The sequence below is a fragment of the Marinovum sp. 2_MG-2023 genome, assembly GCF_030548265.1.
GTDB lineage: Bacteria > Pseudomonadota > Alphaproteobacteria > Rhodobacterales > Rhodobacteraceae > Marinovum.
On the sequence record NZ_JAUOSD010000004.1, the window covers coordinates 201,795 to 222,327 of the forward strand.

21 protein-coding genes are annotated in these 20,533 nt (G+C 56.7%); 10 read left to right on the forward strand and 11 right to left on the reverse strand.

From position 1 onward, the window contains the following. Window positions 1-7: 7 nt before the first annotated feature. The 3 genes from Q4577_RS07175 to Q4577_RS07185 are packed head-to-tail and all read right to left on the reverse strand — an operon-like array spanning window position 8 to window position 2,307. A complete protein-coding gene (locus Q4577_RS07175; protein WP_303469023.1) occupies window positions 8-604 on the reverse strand; it encodes a Smr/MutS family protein in 597 nt (198 codons plus the stop codon). Next, window positions 601-1,638 (reverse strand): murein transglycosylase A, encoded by a 1,038-nt coding sequence (locus Q4577_RS07180; RefSeq protein WP_303469024.1) that lies wholly within the window; start codon window positions 1,636-1,638, stop codon window positions 601-603. The genes Q4577_RS07175 and Q4577_RS07180 overlap by 4 nt, the downstream gene beginning before the upstream one ends. A gap of 9 nt (window positions 1,639-1,647) precedes the next feature. Beyond that, the gene (locus Q4577_RS07185) at window positions 1,648-2,307 is read right to left on the reverse strand and encodes a Tim44/TimA family putative adaptor protein (protein ID WP_303469025.1); all 660 of its coding nucleotides are present in this window, start codon (window positions 2,305-2,307) and stop codon (window positions 1,648-1,650) included. A 108-nt stretch (window positions 2,308-2,415) separates the two neighbouring features. Here Q4577_RS07185 and Q4577_RS07190 point away from each other — a divergent pair, with 108 nt between their 5' ends. Both Q4577_RS07190 and secB read left to right on the forward strand, forming a co-directional pair. After that, window positions 2,416-2,904 (forward strand): FxsA family protein, encoded by a 489-nt coding sequence (locus tag Q4577_RS07190; RefSeq protein WP_303469026.1) that lies wholly within the window; start codon window positions 2,416-2,418, stop codon window positions 2,902-2,904. A 52-nt stretch (window positions 2,905-2,956) separates the two neighbouring features. Next, window positions 2,957-3,451 carry a protein-export chaperone SecB gene (secB, locus tag Q4577_RS07195; RefSeq protein ID WP_303469027.1) on the forward strand — a complete coding sequence of 165 codons (495 nt, stop codon included), beginning with the start codon at window positions 2,957-2,959 and terminating at the stop codon, window positions 3,449-3,451. A gap of 4 nt (window positions 3,452-3,455) precedes the next feature. Here secB and dnaQ read toward each other — a convergent pair whose 3' ends face one another. The 4 genes from dnaQ to Q4577_RS07215 are packed head-to-tail and all read right to left on the reverse strand — an operon-like array spanning window position 3,456 to window position 6,154. Beyond that, the gene (gene dnaQ / locus Q4577_RS07200) at window positions 3,456-4,145 is read right to left on the reverse strand and encodes a DNA polymerase III subunit epsilon (RefSeq protein ID WP_244683978.1); all 690 of its coding nucleotides are present in this window, start codon (window positions 4,143-4,145) and stop codon (window positions 3,456-3,458) included. Next, the gene (coaE, locus tag Q4577_RS07205; RefSeq protein WP_303469028.1) at window positions 4,138-4,731 is read right to left on the reverse strand and encodes a dephospho-CoA kinase; all 594 of its coding nucleotides are present in this window, start codon (window positions 4,729-4,731) and stop codon (window positions 4,138-4,140) included. The genes dnaQ and coaE overlap by 8 nt, the downstream gene beginning before the upstream one ends. Further along, window positions 4,728-5,558: a shikimate dehydrogenase gene (locus Q4577_RS07210; RefSeq protein WP_303469029.1), complete on the reverse strand. Its 831-nt coding sequence runs from the start codon at window positions 5,556-5,558 to the stop codon at window positions 4,728-4,730. Before Q4577_RS07210 ends, coaE begins: the two co-directional genes overlap by 4 nt. Further along, window positions 5,555-6,154 carry a nucleoside triphosphate pyrophosphatase gene (locus tag Q4577_RS07215; protein WP_303469030.1) on the reverse strand — a complete coding sequence of 200 codons (600 nt, stop codon included), beginning with the start codon at window positions 6,152-6,154 and terminating at the stop codon, window positions 5,555-5,557. The genes Q4577_RS07210 and Q4577_RS07215 overlap by 4 nt, the downstream gene beginning before the upstream one ends. 555 nt (window positions 6,155-6,709) lie before the next feature. Between Q4577_RS07215 and rho the strand changes: the two genes are divergently transcribed. From rho to Q4577_RS07245, 6 genes are read left to right on the forward strand one after another with little or no spacing between them, the layout of a single operon-like run. Further along, window positions 6,710-7,981 (forward strand): transcription termination factor Rho, encoded by a 1,272-nt coding sequence (gene rho, locus Q4577_RS07220; protein ID WP_303469031.1) that lies wholly within the window; start codon window positions 6,710-6,712, stop codon window positions 7,979-7,981. 13 nt (window positions 7,982-7,994) lie between these two features. Beyond that, window positions 7,995-9,281, forward strand: coding sequence for a tRNA uridine-5-carboxymethylaminomethyl(34) synthesis GTPase MnmE (gene mnmE, locus Q4577_RS07225; protein ID WP_303469033.1), 1,287 nt, complete (start codon window positions 7,995-7,997; stop codon window positions 9,279-9,281). A gap of 11 nt (window positions 9,282-9,292) precedes the next feature. Continuing rightward, on the forward strand, window positions 9,293-11,155 hold the full coding sequence (gene mnmG, locus Q4577_RS07230; protein ID WP_303469034.1) for a tRNA uridine-5-carboxymethylaminomethyl(34) synthesis enzyme MnmG: 1,863 nt from the start codon (window positions 9,293-9,295) through the stop codon (window positions 11,153-11,155). After that, complete coding sequence (gene rsmG / locus Q4577_RS07235) at window positions 11,152-11,757, forward strand: 16S rRNA (guanine(527)-N(7))-methyltransferase RsmG (protein WP_303469035.1); 606 nt, start codon at window positions 11,152-11,154, stop codon at window positions 11,755-11,757. Before mnmG ends, rsmG begins: the two co-directional genes overlap by 4 nt. Beyond that, window positions 11,750-12,559, forward strand: coding sequence for a ParA family protein (locus tag Q4577_RS07240; protein WP_303469036.1), 810 nt, complete (start codon window positions 11,750-11,752; stop codon window positions 12,557-12,559). Before rsmG ends, Q4577_RS07240 begins: the two co-directional genes overlap by 8 nt. Window positions 12,560-12,572: 13 nt before the next feature. Further along, window positions 12,573-13,466: a ParB/RepB/Spo0J family partition protein gene (locus Q4577_RS07245; protein WP_303469105.1), complete on the forward strand. Its 894-nt coding sequence runs from the start codon at window positions 12,573-12,575 to the stop codon at window positions 13,464-13,466. A gap of 44 nt (window positions 13,467-13,510) precedes the next feature. On the opposite strand, the gene hemW is transcribed toward Q4577_RS07245, so the two are convergent. From hemW to rph, 3 genes are read right to left on the reverse strand one after another with little or no spacing between them, the layout of a single operon-like run. After that, window positions 13,511-14,671, reverse strand: a complete 1,161-nt coding sequence (gene hemW, locus Q4577_RS07250; RefSeq protein WP_303469038.1) for a radical SAM family heme chaperone HemW — start codon at window positions 14,669-14,671, stop codon at window positions 13,511-13,513. Continuing rightward, a complete protein-coding gene (gene rdgB, locus Q4577_RS07255; RefSeq protein WP_303469039.1) occupies window positions 14,664-15,275 on the reverse strand; it encodes an RdgB/HAM1 family non-canonical purine NTP pyrophosphatase in 612 nt (203 codons plus the stop codon). Before rdgB ends, hemW begins: the two co-directional genes overlap by 8 nt. Further along, window positions 15,272-15,985 (reverse strand): ribonuclease PH, encoded by a 714-nt coding sequence (gene rph / locus Q4577_RS07260; protein WP_303469040.1) that lies wholly within the window; start codon window positions 15,983-15,985, stop codon window positions 15,272-15,274. Before rph ends, rdgB begins: the two co-directional genes overlap by 4 nt. A 117-nt stretch (window positions 15,986-16,102) precedes the next feature. On the opposite strand from rph, the gene hrcA reads away from it, so the two are divergent. Both hrcA and Q4577_RS07270 read left to right on the forward strand, forming a co-directional pair. Continuing rightward, window positions 16,103-17,167, forward strand: coding sequence for a heat-inducible transcriptional repressor HrcA (gene hrcA, locus Q4577_RS07265; RefSeq protein WP_244683947.1), 1,065 nt, complete (start codon window positions 16,103-16,105; stop codon window positions 17,165-17,167). Window positions 17,168-17,176: 9 nt separating this feature from the next. Then, window positions 17,177-17,740 (forward strand): nucleotide exchange factor GrpE, encoded by a 564-nt coding sequence (locus Q4577_RS07270; protein WP_244683944.1) that lies wholly within the window; start codon window positions 17,177-17,179, stop codon window positions 17,738-17,740. 59 nt (window positions 17,741-17,799) lie between these two features. Here the strand turns inward: Q4577_RS07270 and mutS are convergent, their stop codons facing one another. Continuing rightward, on the reverse strand, window positions 17,800-20,451 hold the full coding sequence (mutS, locus tag Q4577_RS07275) for a DNA mismatch repair protein MutS (protein ID WP_303469041.1): 2,652 nt from the start codon (window positions 20,449-20,451) through the stop codon (window positions 17,800-17,802). Between the last annotated feature and the right edge of the window lie 82 nt (window positions 20,452-20,533).

A 20,533-nucleotide genomic window follows, 5' to 3' on the forward strand; every position in this document is an offset into this window, starting at 1 on the left:
ATCGACGTCACCGCCGCCGGCGTAGATACACGTAATACGCGCCACCACCGCCATGGCGCAAATGCGCTTCGCTGATCTGCATCACCAAGGGGCCAAGCGGCGGCATCCGCAGCCATTGGGGCACTTGATGGCGCAAAACCCCCATGCGTTGCGGGATTGGGCCTTCGTCGGGTTTGTGTTTGCCTTTGCCGGTGATCACCAGAACCAGCCGCAGATCGCGGGCGGCGGCGCGCTGAATGAACCCGATCAACGCCGGATAGGCCCGATCCAGGGTCATACCATGCAGGTCCAACCGGGCCTCGGGTTTCAGCTTGCCACGCTTCAGGCGCGTGAACGCCTTCTTGTCCATCGCAATTGGATCGGCGGCCAATGACGCCGACAGGGAAGGGGCCAGAGAATGCGATGGTCTGTCCTGGCGCGCCGTTTCGCCGACCCGAAACTCCGGTATCTGTTGCGGGTGTTCCGGTGCCGGCTTTGGGCTGGGTGATTTTAGCGCGGGTCGCGCGGCGGGGGCCGAACGGGGCTTTCCCAATGGGGTGGTGGTCTTGGCCACTTGCCCCCAAAGTTCAACTTCTTCGGCCCGCAGCTTGCGCTTGCGCGTCATTGAATCGATTCCGGCAGCAAGGCATAGGCGCGTTGAATTGGCATCAGCACAAGCAACCGACCGGGATCGCGCAGCTTGCCCGCCGCACGCCCCGCGGCATCGCCGGTGCCAAAAAACACATCCGCGCGCTGTGCACCTTTGATCGCTGACCCTGTGTCCTGGGCAATCATCAACCGGCGCAGCGGATCAGCACCGTCCTTTTCAATCCAGACCGGCGAGCCCAACCGCACAATAGAAGGATCAACCGCGATCGAGCGCATGGTGGTGAGCGATCTGTTCATGGCCCCCAAAGGCCCCTTGTCGGCAGGCACCTCTGATACTTCGCGGAAAAACACATAGGACGGGTTATGGTGCAACAGATCCTCACCCAAATCGCCGTTGCGTTTCACCCAGTTCTTGATCACCTGCGCTGACACCTGATGCGCCTGATAGACGCCGCGCCGCACCAGCTCCATCCCGACAGAGCGGTATTCATGGCCGTTCTTGCCGCCATATCCGACCCGGACCACCGATCCATCGTTCATGCGAATACGGCCAGAGCCCTGAACCTGAAGGAAAAACAATTCGACCGGGTCATCTACCCAGGCAATTTCCAACCCGCGCCCATCCATGACCCCGCTGGTCAGGATGTCGCGTCGGCTTAGCCAAGGTTGGTTGCGCCGTGCTTCGCCCGGCATGCGGTAGACCGGATAACGATAGCGCGGCGTGCGATAGCGTGATCCGTCAAGCTCTGGTTCAAAATATCCGGTGAAAAGGGCCGGTTGCCCATCTTCGATCAGCACCGGCCGGAACGTCAGTTCAAAAAACGCCCGGCCGTCTGACATGTCATGCGCCAAAGCGCAAAGCGCCTTCCAGTCCGGGCCCTTCATATCAATGCAGGTATTGCGGAAAACCGTCAGGGCTGCATCGTGATCATCCTCTTGCCAGCCGTCCAGCTGGTCAAAGGACATCACCGAATATGTGGTCTCAGCAGAGGTCGGCGCACCGCCCATCGTCAGGCCAATCAAGCCAAGAAGGGACAGCAACCTCCGCATCGTAACAGATCACTCATCCGTGGCCACAAGCGCCCAATTCGGGTCATCGGAGCCCATATCGCGCGCAAAGGTCCAGATATCTTTTTGCTTTTTGACCTGGGTCGGGCTGCCTTCGATGATCTCACCGCTGCGGTCGCGCACAATCTGGGTCAATTCGCCGATGAACTTCATCGTGATCTCGGCCCGGTTTGTGCCTTCATCCAATGTCGCGTTGTGCAGGGTCAATTCGCGCACGCCGACAAATTCGGCTTCGATGGTCAGACCCTGCTCTTCACGAGACTCCACCACCTCGGCAAATGTTTCATACACATCTTCGGCCAGGAACGGCTTGATCTCGGCCAGGTCACCGCGTTCAAAACCCATCAGGATCATCTCATAGGCACCGCGAGCGCCGCCCATGAATTCCGAAACGCTGAACCCCGGTTCAATCCGCTTCATCCGCGCCAGCGCATCAGCGGCGTCGCTGTTCGCGTCGACGTTATCAACGATATCGTGATCTGGCCCGCCTTCGATGACTTCGAACTCGCGGCGCGAATCCTTGGGCTCGGCCCCGCGTGGCACTGGCGGCTTCTCAAAACCGTCACGTGTGCCGAGCACGGATTTCAGCCGCAGAATTAGAAAAACAGCAATCCCAGCAAGGACTAAGAGCTGGAGCAGGGGCGAATTCATCTGGACCTCATCATTGGCGCACTTTGAAAGCGGTTGGTGTTGCACTTATGTAAGCGCTAGGTGGGGTCAAGTCCACCACACCATCGGTAACCTTCGGGATAACAACAAATGTATCTTCTACTGGCCTTCCTTATCGTCCCCATCATCGAGATTGCGCTTTTCATCCAGGTCGGTGGCGCAATTGGCCTGTGGCCGACATTGGCAATTGTGGTGATCACCGCAATCCTTGGCACGATGCTGGTCAAACAACAGGGACGTCAGGCGCTGGCCGGTTTGCAACGCTCGTTTTCTGAACTGCAGGATCCAACCAAACCACTGGCGGACGGGGCGATGATCCTGATCTCTGGCGCATTGCTGCTGACGCCGGGGTTTTTTACCGATGCGGTTGGGTTTGCCCTGTTGATGCCGCCGGTGCGCCAGGCGGTCTATGAATTTGCCCGCACGCGGATCAAAGTCCAGAAATTCCAGTTGGGGCAGGGGCAACCGCATGATCCCCGCCAACACCGGCCCCAGGACACCGTGATTGATGCCGAATATTCCGAAGTCCCGCCAGAAAAGGACGACAAAGCCGGCCCATCAGGATGGAGCAACCATTGAGGATAGGACACGGGGCTGGTAAAGCACCAAAAACTTCCTGCGGAGAGGACATATGGCGGAAATCGAAAATGGCGCGGCGGAACAAGCTGCACCGGTCAAAATGAACGTTCTGGCACAATATGTGCGCGATCTATCGTTCGAAAACATCCTGTCGCAAAAGGGCGCCACCGGAGAAGTCCAACCTGACGTTCAGGTTCAGGTCAATCTGGATGCCAAGAAGCGCCAGCAGCCGAACCAATACGAAGTTGTGTTGAAGCTGAAAATCACTTCAAAAGCCAAAGACGGTGACGCGGTTCTGTTCCTGTTGGAAATGGATTACGCTGGCGTTTTCAATATCGAAAACGTGCCAGAAGAACAGCTGCATCCGTTCCTGTTGATCGAATGCCCGCGGATGATTTTCCCATTCGCACGCCGCATCGTCAGCGATGTGACCCGCGATGGTGGCTTCCCGCCGCTAAACCTGGAAAACATTGATTTTATTGCACTTTACCGCAATGAAATCGCGCGCCGGGCTGCGGAACAGGCCAAGGTCGCACCCGACGCATAAGCCGTCAGGCTTTTTTCCATAAAGCATCATCGCCCATGGCGTCGACAAATTCGGCATGGGCGGCCAATTCGGCCTCGGTCAGACGCGGGGGCAGGGGATTGGCCCGCGGTTTGGGTTTCCAAACACCGCCCTGGCTGGCAACATTGGTTTTCTCGACATTGGCAAGGACAAGCCCCGGCTGTCGGCCACCAATAAGTTCCAGATAAACCTCGGCCAGAATTTCACTGTCGAGAAGCGCGCCGTGCAGGGTCCGTGCGGAATTGTCGATATTGAACCGACGACACAGCGCATCCAGCGACGCCGGCGAGCCGGGAAATTTCTTGCGCGCCATGGCGACCGTGTCCAGCGACCTCTCCATTGGGATCTTTGGCATGTTGAGCCAGCCAAGTTCCGCATTGAGGAATTTCATGTCAAAGGACGCATTGTGGATCACGAGGATCGAATCCTCGGCCACGAAATCAAGAAAATCCTGCGCAATCGCCTTGAACAACGGTTTGTCAGCCAAAAATTCGTCACCCAAACCATGCACTTCGAAGGCTTCTTTTGGCATGGACCGCTGGGGGTTGATGTATTGATGATAGGTGCGGCCGGTCGGCATGTGGTTCAGCAATTCCACCGCGCCGATTTCCACAATCCGATCGCCACTTTCGGGTTCAAACCCGGTGGTTTCCGTATCCAGAACGATCTCACGCATCTGCAAATCCCGATCTTATCTGTTGCACCACATCTTTGACCTGTGTCCGCGCATGTTCAAGCGTATCAGTCTCGATCTGAAAAGTGGCCCGTGCCAATTTTTCGTCAATCGGCATCTGTTTTGCGAGAATTTGCTCAAACTGAGCGGCGGTCATTGTTCCGCGCGCCATGACGCGGCGGCGCTGGACCTCTGGGGTCACAAACACACAGGCCACGGCGTCCATCATCGCCTCGCCGCCGGTTTCGAACAACAAAGGAATATCAAACACCAGAATGTCCGCATCTGTATTGCGGGCGAAATTGCCCCGGTCCTGGGCAACCAGCGGATGCACTATTTCCTCCAGCTGATGCAAGGCATCTGGATCGGCGGCGATGATGTCCTTCAATCTTGCCCGAGAGACAGCGCCATCCTGGATTGCCACCGGCCAGACCTTGGCGATTGGTGCCACCGCGGCACCGCCGACATCATACAATTGATGAACCGCCGCATCCGCATCCCAAACACGACAACCCAGTTCCGCAAACATGGCGGCCGTGGTGGATTTTCCCATGCCAATTGACCCGGTCAGGCCGAGCCGGAAGGTCATGACAGGACAGCCGCCCGCAAGGCGTCATCAACGTCGGGGCGATGCCCAAACCAGCGTTCAAACCCCGGCACCGCCTGATGCAAGAGCATTCCCAAACCATCAACGGTGTGACAGCCGCGCTGCGCGGCTTCTTCCAGAAGATGGGTGCGCAGCGGGTTATAGACCAGATCCGTGACCAAGGTGCCCGGGCGCAACCCATCCAAAGGCACCCGCATGTCCGGCTGCCCGGTCATACCCAAGGCGGTGGTATTGACCACCAGCGCGGCCTCTTCGAGGTAATTGCCAACCTGAACCCATTCAACCACTTGAATTCGTTTGCCAAATTCATGTTGCAGTTGCTCTGCCTTGATCTTTGTCCGGTTGGACAAAAGTATCCTGGGCACGCCGGCATCAATCAATGACGACACCACCGCGCGACTGGCGCCGCCGGCGCCAAACACCACCGCGGGCCCATCTGTCGCTGCCCATTGCGGCGCATGTTGGCGAAGGTTTTCGATAAACCCGTACCCGTCGGTGTTGTCGGCCATGATCTTGCCATCACGCCGAAAGATCAGCGTATTGGCCGCACCGATAATTGTGGCGCGGTCTGTGATCTGATCGGCGATCTCCAGCACCTTGATCTTGTGCGGGATGGTGATGTTGACCCCGACAAACCCCATCTTTGGCAATGCCCGCAACACAGAGTCCAGGTTCGCCGATGCGACATCCATCGGGATATAATGCCCGCGAATACCATACCGCCGCAGCCAATGGCCATGCAGCACCGGTGATTTTGATTGTGTGATCGGATGTCCGATCACCCCGGCCAGGGGCACATTTTCAATCATGTTGCAATGTCTCCTCGAATCGCGAGCCAATTCAACAGGGGCAGAAGCGGAAGGCCAAGTACAGAGAAGTAATCCCCGCTGATTGATGTAAACAAGCGGCTGCCTTCTTCTTCCAATTTATACGCACCAACGCTGGATTGAATGCTGTCCCAGTTGCGGTCGACATAGTCGTCCACATAAGTATCCGACAGGTCGCGCATCTGCAGGGTCACAACCCCGACATGTCGCCAGACCGGTTTTCCGTCTTCCACCGCGACGCAGGCAGACAGAAGCTTGTGCCGTTGACCCCGCATCAAATGCAATTGCCGGACCGCATCCTGTGGCGAACTTGGTTTCGACAGCAGGCTGCCGTTCAGGTCCAGCACCTGATCACAGCCAAGCACAAGCGCATCGGGCCGTTTACCAGCGGCCTTGGTTGCTTTCATCTCTGCCAGCAGATCGGCGATATCCCGTGGGCTGGCATCTTCGGCCAACATCCCGGCCTTTACCGATTCTTCATCAATCCGTGATGGCATCGTTTCAACCTGCACATGTGCCCGCCGCAGCAAATCTGCGCGAACTTCGGAGGCAGATGCCAAAACAAGCGGTTTTTTCATGTGGATGAATCCGTGGATGAGCGGCGGAACGAATTAAGGAATACCGAAGCGAAACTTAAAGGTCGAGACCGGATACATCCACAGACCGCGTATCTCGTGGCCTTGTCACAAAAGTTTTAACAACGGGAAAAGCATAAACCCGCAGCAGGGGGGAATATCATCCATCCTGATTTCACCCACGGAGATACACACAGGTCGAAACAGGCCAAATCTCTGGTCAACAGTTTGAAAACAAGAGAAATTTCCAAAGACTGATTGCCAAGGCCCAAATCTTTCCCCCAAGCACCTGTCAGGTTTCGCACAGTGTTGATAAGTCTAGGGATCACAAGATAATCCACAAGAAACCGCGACACTAACCTCATCATCCTTTCTTTTCTTTTCTTTATTTTAATAAGAACCCACACGGACGACAGGCCGCCGAAAAAAATCGGTAACGGCAAAGATTGACTTTGGTCGCCAGTCTCTTTACCTAAGGCCTACGCTACCGTCCGGTTGGCGCATTTCCCATTCAGAACTTGCCAGAACGCCAAGAAGCGGCGCAGGCGCGGATATTTCATGACAGAAGAACACCTGAACCTTGCTGACCTGAAGGCCAAGAGCCCCAAGGACCTCCTTTCCATGGCAGAGGAGCTGGAGATCGAGAACGCCTCGACCATGCGCAAGGGTGAGATCATGTTCCAAATCCTGCGTGAACGCGCGGATGAGGGATGGAAAGTCTCTGGTGATGGTGTTCTGGAGGTGTTGCAGGACGGGTTTGGATTTCTGAGATCCCCCGAAGCGAATTACCTTCCGGGTCCTGATGACATCTATGTATCGCCGACGATGATCCGCAAGTTCTCCTTGCGCACCGGGGATACGATTGAAGGGGAAATCAGCGCGCCGGACGACAGCGAACGCTATTTTGCCTTGATCAATGTGACAGCAATCAATTTCCAGGATCCTGAACGCGCCAAGCACAAGATTGCCTTTGATAACCTGACACCGCTTTACCCCGATGAACGGTTCAAGATGGAAATCGAAGATCCGACCATCAAGGACCGCTCGGCACGGGTGATCGACCTGGTTGCGCCGATTGGCAAGGGCCAGCGGGCCCTGATCGTCGCGCCACCCCGGACCGGTAAAACCGTGTTGCTGCAGAATATTGCGCATTCGATCGAATCCAATCACCCGGAATGCTATCTGATCGTTTTGCTGATTGATGAACGTCCCGAAGAAGTGACGGACATGCAGCGGTCGGTCAAAGGCGAGGTCATTTCGTCGACCTTTGATGAACCTGCGGCGCGTCACGTTGCAGTGTCAGAGATGGTGATCGAAAAAGCCAAACGTTTGGTTGAGCATAAACGCGACGTGGTGATCCTGCTCGATTCCATCACGCGGCTTGGCCGGGCGTTCAACACCGTGGTGCCGTCGTCGGGCAAGGTTCTGACCGGTGGTGTTGACGCCAACGCCCTGCAGCGCCCGAAACGGTTTTTTGGTGCGGCCCGTAACATCGAAGAGGGTGGTTCGCTTACCATTATCTCGACCGCGCTGATCGACACCGGCAGCCGGATGGATGAGGTGATCTTTGAAGAATTTAAAGGGACCGGTAACTGTGAGATTGTCTTGGATCGCAAGGTTGCAGACAAACGCGTGTTCCCCGCGATCGATATTCTGAAATCCGGAACGCGGAAAGAAGATCTGTTGATCGAAAAACTGGATCTGCAAAAGACATTTGTGTTGCGGCGCATCCTGAACCCGATGGGGACAACAGATGCGGTGGAATTCCTGCTGTCGAAATTGAAGCAGACCAAAACGAATTCGGAATTCTTCGATTCGATGAACACCTGAGCCGGGGGCGGCCATGGACACCATATTTGCCCTGGCATCGGCCCAGGGAAAGGCCGGCGTGTCGGTCATTCGGATTTCCGGCCCGCAGGCATTTGCCGCGGGCCGATTGCTTTGCGGGGATCTGCCAGAGCCGCGTCGCGCCGGCCTGCGGATCCTGACCGATCGGGCAGGGCACCGCATTGATCAGGCACTGGTTTTGTGTTTTTCCAAAGGCGCGAGCTTTACCGGGGAAGAGAGTGTTGAGCTGCAAGTTCATGGCTCTGTTGCGGTGGTGCGCAAGATTCTGGAAGAGCTGACGGCAATGTTTGGTCTTCGGTTGGCGCAGGCCGGCGAATTTACCCGCCGTGCATTTGACAATGAATGTATGGATCTGGCCCAGACCGAAGGCTTGGCAGATCTGATTGATGCCGAGACAGAGGCGCAGAGACGTCATGCGTTGCGCGTGCTGTCCGGTGATCTTGGGCGATTGGTTGCGAAATGGCGCAATGATTTGGTCCGGGCCGCGGCGCTGCTAGAAGCGGTCATCGATTTTGCCGATGAAGAGGTGCCGGTTGATGTCACGCCAGAGGTCGCGTCGCTGTTGGATGGTGTCGAAGAGGATATCGCACGGCAGGTTGCGGGGGTTGCTGTATCAGAACGGATTCGATCCGGTTTCGAAGTTGCAATTGTCGGAAAACCCAACGTCGGAAAATCGACGCTGCTCAATGCCCTGGCGGGTCGTGAAGCGGCGATCACATCGGAAATTGCTGGCACAACGCGGGATGTGATTGAAGTTCGCATGGATTTGAATGGCCTTCCGGTGACCTTGCTTGATACTGCGGGTCTGCGTGAGACCGAAGATCAGATTGAGGCAATGGGCGTGGCGCGGGCCCGCGAAAGGGCGCTGGCGGCAGATCTGCGCGTGATACTTTTGCTTCCAGGTGATACCCCGGATATAGAAGTCTTGCCGGGTGATCTTGTGGTGACTGCGAAGGCCGATCTTCATCAAGTAGACGGATTGTCGGTTTCCGCGAAATCTGGTGTGGGTATAGATCATCTTGTGTCTCGCATAACGGATGTGTTGACGGATCGAAGTGCAAATGCCGGTTTGGCGACGCATATGCGGCACCGTGACGAAATGGAACGCGCGTTGGCGGGACTTAAGATTGCAAAGGATTGGGTTCAAAAAGGACCGGATGGATATGATATAGCTGCAGAAGAGTTACGCATCGCGATTCGTGCGTTAGAGGGGTTGCTCGGGCGGGTCGACGTCGAGGACCTGCTTGATGAAATATTCTCTCGGTTCTGTGTCGGTAAATAGGAGTGTTTCACGTGAAACATTTTGACGTCATCGTGGTGGGTGGTGGACATGCTGGTTGTGATGCTGCGCATGCTTCGGCGCGGATGGGGGCCAAGACCGCTCTTGTTACGCTGAAAATCGACGGGATAGGGGTTCTTTCCTGTAATCCCGCTGTTGGCGGGTTGGGTAAAGGCCATCTGGTTCGCGAAGTTGATGCGCTGGACGGCGTCATCGGTCGCGTTGCCGACCGTGCCGGTATTCAGTTTCGATTGCTCAATCGGCGTAAAGGCCCCGCTGTTCAAGGTCCCAGGGCGCAGGTAGATCGTGCGGTTTATCGTCAAGAGATGTTGAAGGAAATGCAGTCCCTTCCTGGTCTAACGATTGTCGAAGGTGAGGTTGCCGATCTGCGCATGACGGGAACGACCGTCAATGGCGTCGTTCTGGCGGATGGATCTGAGCTGAGTGCGACTGCCGTGGTTTTGACCACCGGCACGTTTCTGCACGGATTGATCCATATCGGGGATGTGTCATATTCCGGCGGACGAATGGGCGATAATGCCTCAAACGCGCTGGCGGATCGTTTATACGCAATGGACCTGCCGATCGGCCGCTTGAAAACCGGTACACCGCCAAGATTGAATTCCGAGACCATCAATTGGGATCTATTGGAAAATCAACCGGGCGATGAGAGCCCTGTGTTGTTTTCCTTTCTATCCACCGGGCCGACATTGGCGCAGCTTCCCTGTGGGATTACCCATACGAATGAAGCCACCCACGAGATTATTCGCAAGAATCTTGATCGCTCAGCAATGTACGGTGGTCATATTGATGGTGTCGGCCCGCGGTATTGTCCGTCGATCGAGGATAAGGTCGTGCGCTTTGCCGACAAAGCCAGTCATCAAATTTTTCTGGAACCTGAGGGACTTAACACCAACGCGGTCTATCCAAATGGGATTTCCACCAGTCTTCCAGAAGAAGTTCAACACAACTATGTCCGGTCAATTCGTGGGCTGGAGAATGTGGAAATTCTTCAACCCGGGTATGCTATTGAATATGATTACGTCGACCCGCGCGCGCTGACCTCGCAACTTGCACTCAAGGGGTTGAGCGGCTTCTTTCTGGCTGGTCAAATCAATGGCACCACCGGCTATGAGGAAGCTGCGGCACAGGGTTTGGTTGCAGGATTGAACGCGGCGGCACATGCTCTGGAAAAAGATCCCGTTCTGTTTAGCCGTGCGGAAAGTTACATTGGTGTGATGGTCGATGACCTGATCAGCAGGGGCGTGTCCGAGCCCTATCGGATGTTCACCTCTCGAGCTGAGTTCCGTCTTTCTCTCAGAGCTGACAATGCAGATCAGCGACTGACGCCGCGTGGCATCTCAATAGGTTGCGTGGGTGACGCGCGGAAAGCGGAGTATAGCGAGAAGGCAGAAAAACTCGGGACCGGACTGGATTTGCTACAGTCCAATACCTTCACGCCGCGCGATGTTGCGGGTGTTGGAATTGTTGTTGCCAATGACGGTGTTCGCCGCAGCGCCTACCAGCTTCTTTCCTTTCCCAACGTGACCGTTGCTGAACTTGGTCCATTGGTTCCAGGGTTGAACGATCTCGATCTGGAAATTGTTGATCAGTTGGCTCGCGATGCTCTCTACTCAAACTATGTGGATCGGCAGAACCGCGATGTTGAGGCGCTCAAGCGTGACGAGAAACTGACAATCCCGGCGGATTTTTCCTATGACCTGGTGCAGGGGCTGTCGAACGAATTGAAGTCAAAGTTGAACACAGCGCGGCCGGAAAATATCCTTCAAGCGTCTCGGGTAGAGGGTATGACGCCGGCGGCACTGACATTGATCCTTTCGTGGCTACGAAAACTTTCACAGCGGCGCAGTGCATGATTAACCCAACACCTGAGTCTCTCAATGTTTCACGTGAAACATTTGATCGATTGGAAATATTCGTGGCATTGCTACGCAAATGGTCACCGCGTATAAATCTTGTGTCCAAGTCAACGATGGCCCAAGTCTGGGAGCGTCATATTGCAGATTCAATCCAGGTTGTTGAGGCAGCTGGAGCTACGGGCGAGAAATGGGTTGATCTTGGTTCAGGCGGTGGCCTGCCTGGACTGGTGATTGCTCTGTCTAATCCAGATCTTGCGGTCACAATGGTCGAGTCCGATTTACGTAAATCGACCTTCCTCCGGACTGTCCTTCGCGAAACCGGATGTAAGGCAGAGGTTATTGCCGAGAGAATAGAGGCGATTACGCCCCAGAACGCCGACGTAATTTCCGCCCGTGCACTTGCGCCGCTGGCAAAGTTGCTTGATTTCGCCAGTCTACACCTCAACCCCGGTGGTTTCGCGCTCTTTCCAAAGGGCGTGACCTGGAAAAAAGAACTGAAAGAGGCAGAGAGCATGTTTTCATTTCAGCACGAGATAGTTAAGAGTCGTACCCAAGAAGGCGCCGTCATTCTTCGAATAGGAGAGATTTCCCGTGTCTGATCCGATCCGGCCCGTCGGCCCAAAGATCATCGCTGTCGCTAATCAAAAAGGTGGAGTTGGTAAAACCACGACCACAATCAACCTCGGCGCGGCTTTGGCCGAGCAGGGGTTCAACGTTCTGATTGTCGATCTCGACCCTCAGGGCAACGCATCTACCGGAATGGGGGTGGTGCCGAAGGATCGGGATCTGACAACTTATGAATTGTTGCTGGAAGACGTTGATCTTGCAGAGGCAATCAAAACCACGGCTGTAAAAAACCTCGCGATCATACCGGCAACTGTGGACCTCTCATCGGCAGATATCGAGCTGATCTCAAACGAAAAACGCAGTTTTCTGTTGCATGATTCCTTGCGGCAAACGGCCATTGATCAATTTAAGTTCGACTTCGTCTTGATTGATTGCCCACCTTCGCTGAACCTTTTGACAGTGAACGCCATGGTGGCTGCGCATTCCATTCTTGTTCCACTTCAAAGCGAATTTTTCGCCCTGGAGGGGCTCTCGCAATTGATGTTGACCATTCGGGAAGTGCGCCAAACCGCAAACCCCGCACTTCGGATCGAGGGCGTGGTATTGACCATGTACGATTCTCGCAACAATCTTTCGCAACAGGTCGAAACGGACGCGCGGGATAACCTTGGTGATTTGGTGTTCCAAACCCTGATTCCCAGAAATGTTCGGGTCAGCGAAGCGCCATCCTATTCCATTCCCGTGTTGGAATATGATAGTGGTTCCAAAGGCGCGATGGCGTATCGCGCTTTGGCGCAAGAACTCGTCGGCAAGAACGCACGACGCGCAGCATAATCGGGGGCGATCTATGAATTCAGGAAAAGAGAAACGCCGCGGCCTGGGTCGCGGTCTTTCCGCGTTGATGGCGGACGTTGAACCTACTGAAAACGCGGAAACACCTCGGCGCGCGGATCGTCACATTCCGGTTGAACAGATCTTCCCAAATCCTGAACAGCCACGGCGGCAATTTTTGCCGGATGCGCTGCAGGAATTGGCGAATTCCATTGCGACCAAGGGTGTCATCCAGCCGCTGATCGTGCGGCCAAAAGGCGAGGATCAGTTCGAAATCGTTGCGGGGGAACGCCGCTGGCGCGCCGCCCAAATGGCGCAACTGCATGAAGTTCCGGTTATTGTTCGCGAGTTTACTGACACAGAAGTGTTGGAAGTTGCGATCATTGAAAACATCCAACGCGCTGATCTGAACCCCGTGGAAGAGGCGATGGGCTATCGCCAGTTGATGGATCGCTTTGGTCATACCCAAGAAAAGCTGGCCAGTGCGCTTGGCAAAAGCCGCAGCCACATTGCCAACCTGCTTCGCCTTTTGAATCTGCCCGGTGACGTGCTTGACATGTTGCGCTCCGGGGATCTTTCGGCCGGACATGCCCGGGCGCTTGTTCCCTGCGAAGATCCGATTGGCATGGCGCGTCGGATCGTGTCACAGGGTCTTTCGGTCCGTGATACGGAAAAAGCTGTCAAAACGCCAAAGCCAGAGGCCCCTTCGAAAAGTGAGTTCGGTGGAGCTGCACCATCAGGCGGCGGAAAAGACGCCGACACGCGCGCACTTGAGGGCGATCTTTCAGCGCATCTGGGGCTTCGAGTGAGTGTAGAGCACAAAGCAGGGACCGAAGGCGGCAAGCTTGTACTGAACTATAGTTCGCTGGAGCAACTTGATGACATTTGTCGATTGCTCGCGGGATCCTGAAATCAGCGGCGAAAGCAATATTTAACCAACAATAGGGCGTTTGATCAGCTAAAGTCCCTGATCAATTCGCCGATTACCGCGTTCAGCACCGGACGTCCGGCGGCGGTGACGGCAATTTGGCGGTCGTGATGGGTCAAAACCCCAAGCGAGACCAGAGATTCCAACCTCTCGGACGGGATGGATAGGCCGGTGCGACGCTCCAGCCTGTCCAAATCAAGTGGCTCAATGGTACGAAGCCCCATCATCAGGTATTCCAACCCAATATCTTGAAGTGATAGGGGATCACGCTGCTCTGCGTCGTTTTCCTTGACGGCGTTGAGCCAGGCACCGGGGTTGCGCCGGGCCTCTGTGGCCCACCGTTGCCCTTGCAGCGTCAGCCGTCCGTGTGCGCCCGGGCCGATACCGGCGTAATCTCCGCCCCGCCAATAGATCAAATTATGTCGGGATTCCTGACCGCTGCGCGCATGATTTGACACCTCATAGGCCGGCAATCCCGCGGCGGAACACATCTCCTGTGTCACCTCATACATATCAGCGGCGATGTCGTCTTGCGGCAGACCCCGCAGTTTTCCGGCGCGAAACCGGTCCCCAAATGCGGTTCCGTCTTCGATTGTCAATTGATAGAGCGACAGATGACTTGCGCCCATGTCCAAGGCACGCTGCAACTCAGCCCGCCAATCATCAATGCTTTGGTCCTGACGGGCGTAGATCAGATCGAAACTCATCCGGTCAAACGTCGTTTGCGCAATTTCAATTGCCGCTTCGGCCTGGCCGAGATCATGTAACCTGCCAAGGCGTTTCAAATCCGGATCATTCAGCGCTTGAACCCCAAGCGACACCCGGTTGACGCCGGCGTCGCGAAAGCCGGCAAACCGCGCTGCTTCAACGGAACTTGGGTTGGCCTCAAGGGTGATTTCAACGTCATTCGCCAGGGTCCAGCGCGCAGCGATACGTTCCAAAATGGCGCCGACGGTGCTGACCTGCATCAACGACGGTGTCCCACCGCCAAAATAAACCGACCGCAGGATCCGGTCCGGGGTCTCTGCGGCAACTCGGTCGATTTCTGTCAAATAGGCTGCGGTCCAGGCCTCATGATCAATTCGGCGGGTGACATGGCTGTTAAAATCGCAATAGGGGCATTTCGCCTCGCAAAACGGCCAATGAAGATAAAGCCCAAATCCGCCGAGTTGCCAATCTTCAGTCAAAGCATCCTGCCACAAGTTTTTTAAATGCGTCGCCGCGATGGCTTATCCGGTTTTTCTCCCAACGATCCATCTCACCACAGGTGATGTCATAGCCGTCCGGCATGAATATTGGATCATAGCCATGGCCCAGCGCGCCGCGCATCGGCCAGACAACCTGACCGGCCATCACGCCGGGGAAAACCGCGTCGTGGCCATCTGGCCAGGCCAGCACCAAGGTGCAGCAAAACCGGGCCAGACGGGGGTGTGGGGCATTGCGCGCTTCCAGCGCGTCATGACTGCGCTGCATTGCCATGACAAAGTCGCGCCCATTTGGGGTCTCCGCCCAATCGGCAGTATAGACACCGGGCGCATTGTCCAGCGCTTCGATCTCGATTCCACTGTCATCCGCCAGCGCAGGCAGACCCGTGGCCTGCGCTGCTGCATGTGCTTTGATCCGGGCATTGCCGACAAAGGTATCTTCGGTTTCGTCCGGTTCGGCCAACCCCAGCTCGGCGGCGCCGACAACTTCGATCCCATAGGGCTTCAACAGGTCCTGAATTTCTTCCAGCTTGCCCTTGTTGTGGGTGGCAATAACCAGCTTCTTGTCGGCAAATTTCCGGGTCATGCCACAGCCGCTCTTTGCAGTTCGGCCAATTCGGTCACGCCTTTTTCGGCCAGGTCCAGAAGCTCGTTCATCTGAGCGCGGGAATATGTCGATCCCTCGGCCGACATTTGCACTTCGATCAATTGTTTGCTGGCCAGCATGATGAAATTACCATCGACGCCGGCTTCGCTGTCTTCGGGATAATCGAGGTCCAGCACCGGCTGACCAGCATAAATACCGCAGCTGACAGCGGCAACCGGGTCAACCAATGGGTCCGATACAACATCGCCGACCTTCATCAGCTTGTTCACCGCCAGTTTCAAGGCCACCCAACCACCGGTAATTGCGGCACAGCGCGTCCCGCCATCGGCCTGAATGACATCGCAATCGACGGTAATCTGACGTTCGCCCAGGGCCACGCGATCGACACCGGCCCGTAGGGAGCGACCGATAAGCCGCTGAATTTCAACAGTTCTTCCGCCCTGTTTCCCCATCGAGGCCTCGCGGCGCATCCGTGTGTTGGTGGCGCGGGGCAGCATGCCATATTCGGCGGTGACCCAGCCAAGACCCGAGCCCTTGATAAAGGGCGGCACGCGGTCTTCGATCGTTGCGGTGCACAACACATGGGTGTCACCAACTTTGATCAGGCAAGAGCCCTCGGCATGTTTGGTCACACCGGTTTCGATTGAAACGGCGCGCATTTCGCTTAAATTCCGTCCAGAGGGTCGCATGATCTTGTCCTTGTTGGTTTCAATGTTGGGATACGGGGGGTAGGCATGTTTCGCAACCCTGTCGTGATCCGGTGAAAAACCGGGGAAAGCGCCGGAATAGGAAAGGTAGCGAACCAGATGAGCGATGGTTCCAGACTTCTGGAAGAAATGAATGACCGCTCGCGCGAAGTGTTTCGTCGCGTTGTCGAAGGTTATCTGAGCAATGGCGAGCCTGTCGGCTCTCGCACGTTGACCCGCAGTATGTCGGAAAAGGTCAGCGCCGCGACAGTGCGCAATGTGATGCAGGATCTGGAATACCTTGGTCTGCTCGACAGCCCGCATATCTCGGCCGGGCGCATCCCGACGCAACAGGGGTTGCGGATGTTTGTCGATGGCCTGCTAGAGGTTGATGACCTCGCGGTTGAGGATCGTGCGGCGATTGATTCCACCCTTGGCGACAATGGCCGGGATGTGTCGAACCTGTTGGATCGGGTTGGATCGGCCTTGTCGGGGGTGACGCATGGCGCGTCGTTGGTGTTGACCCCGAAACACGAAGCGCCCATTCGCCACATCGAATTTGTCTCGCTGGCCCAGGACCGCGCGTTGGTGGTTCTGGTCTTTGCGGATGGACATGTGGAAAATCGCATCTTCACGCCACCGCCGGGCCAGACCCCCAGCTCGATGCGCGAAGCCGCGAATTTTCTGAATTCCCTGATTGGCGGGCGCACGCTCAGCGAATTGCGCACGCAGTTTACCCGCGAAATTGCCAACCGCCGGCAGGAAATCGACCAACTCAGCCACGATCTGGTGGAAAGCGGCCTTGCCGTCTGGTCGGAAGAGGCCGCTGATTCGGCGCGTCTTTTGGTTCGGGGGCGGTCGAATCTTCTGGGGGATCAGGATGAAGAGGCCGACCTGGATCGCATCCGGGTGCTGTTTGACGACCTGGAACGCAAACGTGACATTGCGGAATTTCTGGAACTGACCGAAACCGGCGAAGGTGTGCGCATTTTTATCGGCTCCGAGAACAAACTTTTCTCACTTTCGGGTTCCTCTTTGGTGGTCTCTCCATATATGAACGCGGATCGAAAGATCATCGGTGCGGTCGGTGTGATTGGCCCCACGCGGCTGAACTACGGGCGCATCGTTCCGATCGTGGATTACACGGCACAGCTGGTTGGAAAATTGATTTCCGACCGAAGTTAGAGGTGAAGAATGGCAGAGCCGGAAAAGGACGATTTCCTCGATGATATCGACGAAGCCGAGGCCGAGGAATTGGCGGATGAGTTTGAGGAATTGGAGCCGGAAGCGATAGAGTTGGATTCGCTGCGCGCGGAACGTGATGCGCTTCAGGACAAATTCATGCGGGCTTTGGCGGATGCCGAAAACTCGCGCAAGCGGGCGCAAAAGGAACGTCATGATGCCGAACGCTATGGCGGTTCGCGCTTGGCGCGGGATTTGCTGCCGGTGTACGACAACCTGAAGCGTGCTGTTGAATCCGCGCCGCAGGAGCAAAAGGAACTTGCCGCTGCCCTGATCGAAGGTGTCGAATTGACGATGCGGGAAATGGTTTCTGTGCTGAAGAAACACGGGATCGAACCCATTGCGCCCAAGGTTGGTGACAAATTCGACCCGCAGCACCACGAGGCGATGTTCGAAGCGCCTGTGCCCGGCACCAAAGCGGGCGAGATCATTCAGGTCTCTGCTGACGGTTTCATCATGCACGACCGGCTGTTGCGCCCGGCACAGGTGGGTGTGTCGTCAAACACCGGCGGCTAAGGTCAAATGTGCGGGGCGGTTGCCGCGCACATTTCTTACCCGGTTCTATTTGACCGCCCTCACTGGACGGTCAGTGCCTTCAAGTCATAAATCAATTGCAAGGCTTCGCGTGGCGAAAGCTCGTCTGGATGAATTTCATCCAGTCGGGCTTTGATCGGTGATGTCTCTGCGGCGGGCGCGGGCGGTGGCGCGGCGGCAACCGCGGAAAACAATGGCAGATCGTCGATTACGGCCTTTTGCTTGCCGCCCTCACGCTCGCCTTTTTCCAACGCATCCAGGATTTCCCGCGCGCGGCTGACCACCACCGGCGGCAGCCCTGCCAATTGCGCGACCTGCACACCATAACTGCGATCCGCCGCGCCCTTTTTGACCTCATGCAGGAAAATCACCTCGTTTTCCCAATCCTTGACGGCAACGGTGGCGTTTTCCACACCATCCATGCGCCCGGCCAGTGACGTCATTTCGTGGTAATGCGTGGCAAACAATCCGCGACAGCGGTTCATGTCATGCAGATGCTCCAGCGTCGCCCAAGCAATCGACAACCCGTCATAGGTCGCTGTGCCACGGCCGATTTCATCCAGGATCACCAGCGCGCGGTCGTCCGCCTGGTTAAGGATCGCAGCGGTTTCGACCATTTCGACCATAAAGGTCGATCGCCCCCGCGCCAGATCATCCGACGCGCCAACCCGGCTGAACAATTGGCTGACCAATCCGATGTGCGCCACCTCTGCCGGGACAAAAGACCCCATTTGCGCCAGGACCGCGATCAGGGCGTTCTGACGTAGAAAGGTCGATTTACCCGCCATGTTCGGCCCGGTCAGCAACCAGATGGCCGCCGCGCTGTCGCCATCGCTCAGGTCACAATCATTGGCGACAAAGGCATCACCGGATTTTCGCAATGCCGCTTCGACCACCGGATGGCGCCCCCGTTCCACGTGAAACATCCGCGAGGAATCGACGGTCGGTTTGGTCCAATCCTGTTGCACGGCCAGTTCTGCCAAGGCGGTGCTGACATCCAGCTCGCTCAGGGCACGTGCCAAATCGCCCAGGGGCCCGGCCGCGTCGAGCACGCTTTGCCGCAGATCTGCAAACAGCCGTTTTTCGATCTCTAGCGCGCGATTGCCGGCGTTCAGGATCCGGGTTTCCAGCTCGGACAGTTCAACGGTGGTGAAACGCACCTGATTGGCCGTGGTCTGGCGGTGGATGTAGCGTTCCGACAGCGGCGCCGACAGCATCTTTTCCGCATGGGTGGCCGTGGTTTCGATGAAATAGCCCAACACGTTGTTATGCTTGATTTTCAACGAATTGATGCCGGTGTCGGCAATATAATCCTGCTGCATCCGGGCAATCACACTGCGGCCTTCGTCTCGCAGCGTGCGCGCCTCGTCCAGCTCTTGGTGATAGCCGGCTGCGATGAACCCACCATCGCGCGCCAAAAGCGGCGGTTCCGCCACCAATGCCTGATCCAACAGGTCGTGAAGCGCGTCATACCCCGACAGGCGCGCCACGGCATCCTGCAACCGGGCCGGAAGTTCGGCGTCTTGCTGATCCGCACCGATCCTCGCGGCCTGTTCCAACGCATTGCGCATCGCGGTCAGATCGCGGGGGCCGCCCCGGTCCAGCGCCAATCGTGACAGGGCGCGGTCAATGTCCGGCACCTTGCGTAGCGCATCCCGTAGCGCGGATCGAAACCCGGTGTTTTCCGTGGCAAAGCCTACGGCCTCAAGCCGTGCCGAAATATCAGCCAGATCGCGGGACGGGCTGGACAATCGCCGTTCCAGCAACCGCCCGCCGCCGGCCGTCACCGACAGATCAATGGTCGCCAACAAAGATCCGGCACGCCCGCCGGACAAGGCCGAAGTCAGCTCCAGATTGCGCCGGGTGGCGGCGTCGATCTGCATGACACCGCCGCTGGATTCCTTTTGTGGCCGACGCAGCAGTGGCAATTTGCCTTTCTGGGTGATTTTCAGATAATCGACCAAGGCCCCCATGGCCGACAGCTCGGCACGCTCGAAATGGCCAAAGGCCTCAAGCGAGGCGACGCCAAACACTTCTGTGATCCGGTCGGCGGCCAAAGCGGAATCAAACGATCCACGGCCCAATGTGGTCAGCGCCGCGCCGGCATCGGTCACCACATCCGCGATGTCGCGTTCATGGGCTTCGGCCACCAGCACCTCAGAGGGCGACAGACGCGCCAATTCCGGGCCGAACCGGACCTGTGGCAAGCTCATCACGTGAAACGCCCCGGTGGATATGTCGACCCAGGCCAGGGCGGCCTCGTCACGGACCAGGGCACAGGCGGCCAGGAAATTATGTCGCCGCGCCTCCAGCAGGGTCTCTTCGGTCAAGGTGCCCGGCGTGACCAGCCGCACGACATCGCGTTTCACCACGGATTTTGATCCGCGTTTCTTGGCCTCGGCGGGGTTTTCCATCTGTTCACAGACCGCGACGCGAAACCCCTTGCGGATCAACGTCAGCAAATAGCCTTCGGCGGCATGCACCGGCACGCCGCACATCGGAATATCCACGCCGTCATGTTTGCCGCGTTTGGTCAACGCAATGTCCAACGCCTCTGCTGCGGCGCGGGCGTCGTCAAAGAACATTTCGTAAAAATCACCCATCCGGTAAAACAGAAGTGAATCCGTATGATTGGATTTCAGCTCCAGATACTGTGCCATCATTGGCGTGACGGTTGATTTTTCGCGGCTCATAAAGTCCCCCAGGGTTTCGGCGGACCATACAAAGCCCGCATTGTCACGAAAAGCCGAAAGCACCATCGGCCAGACACTGCAA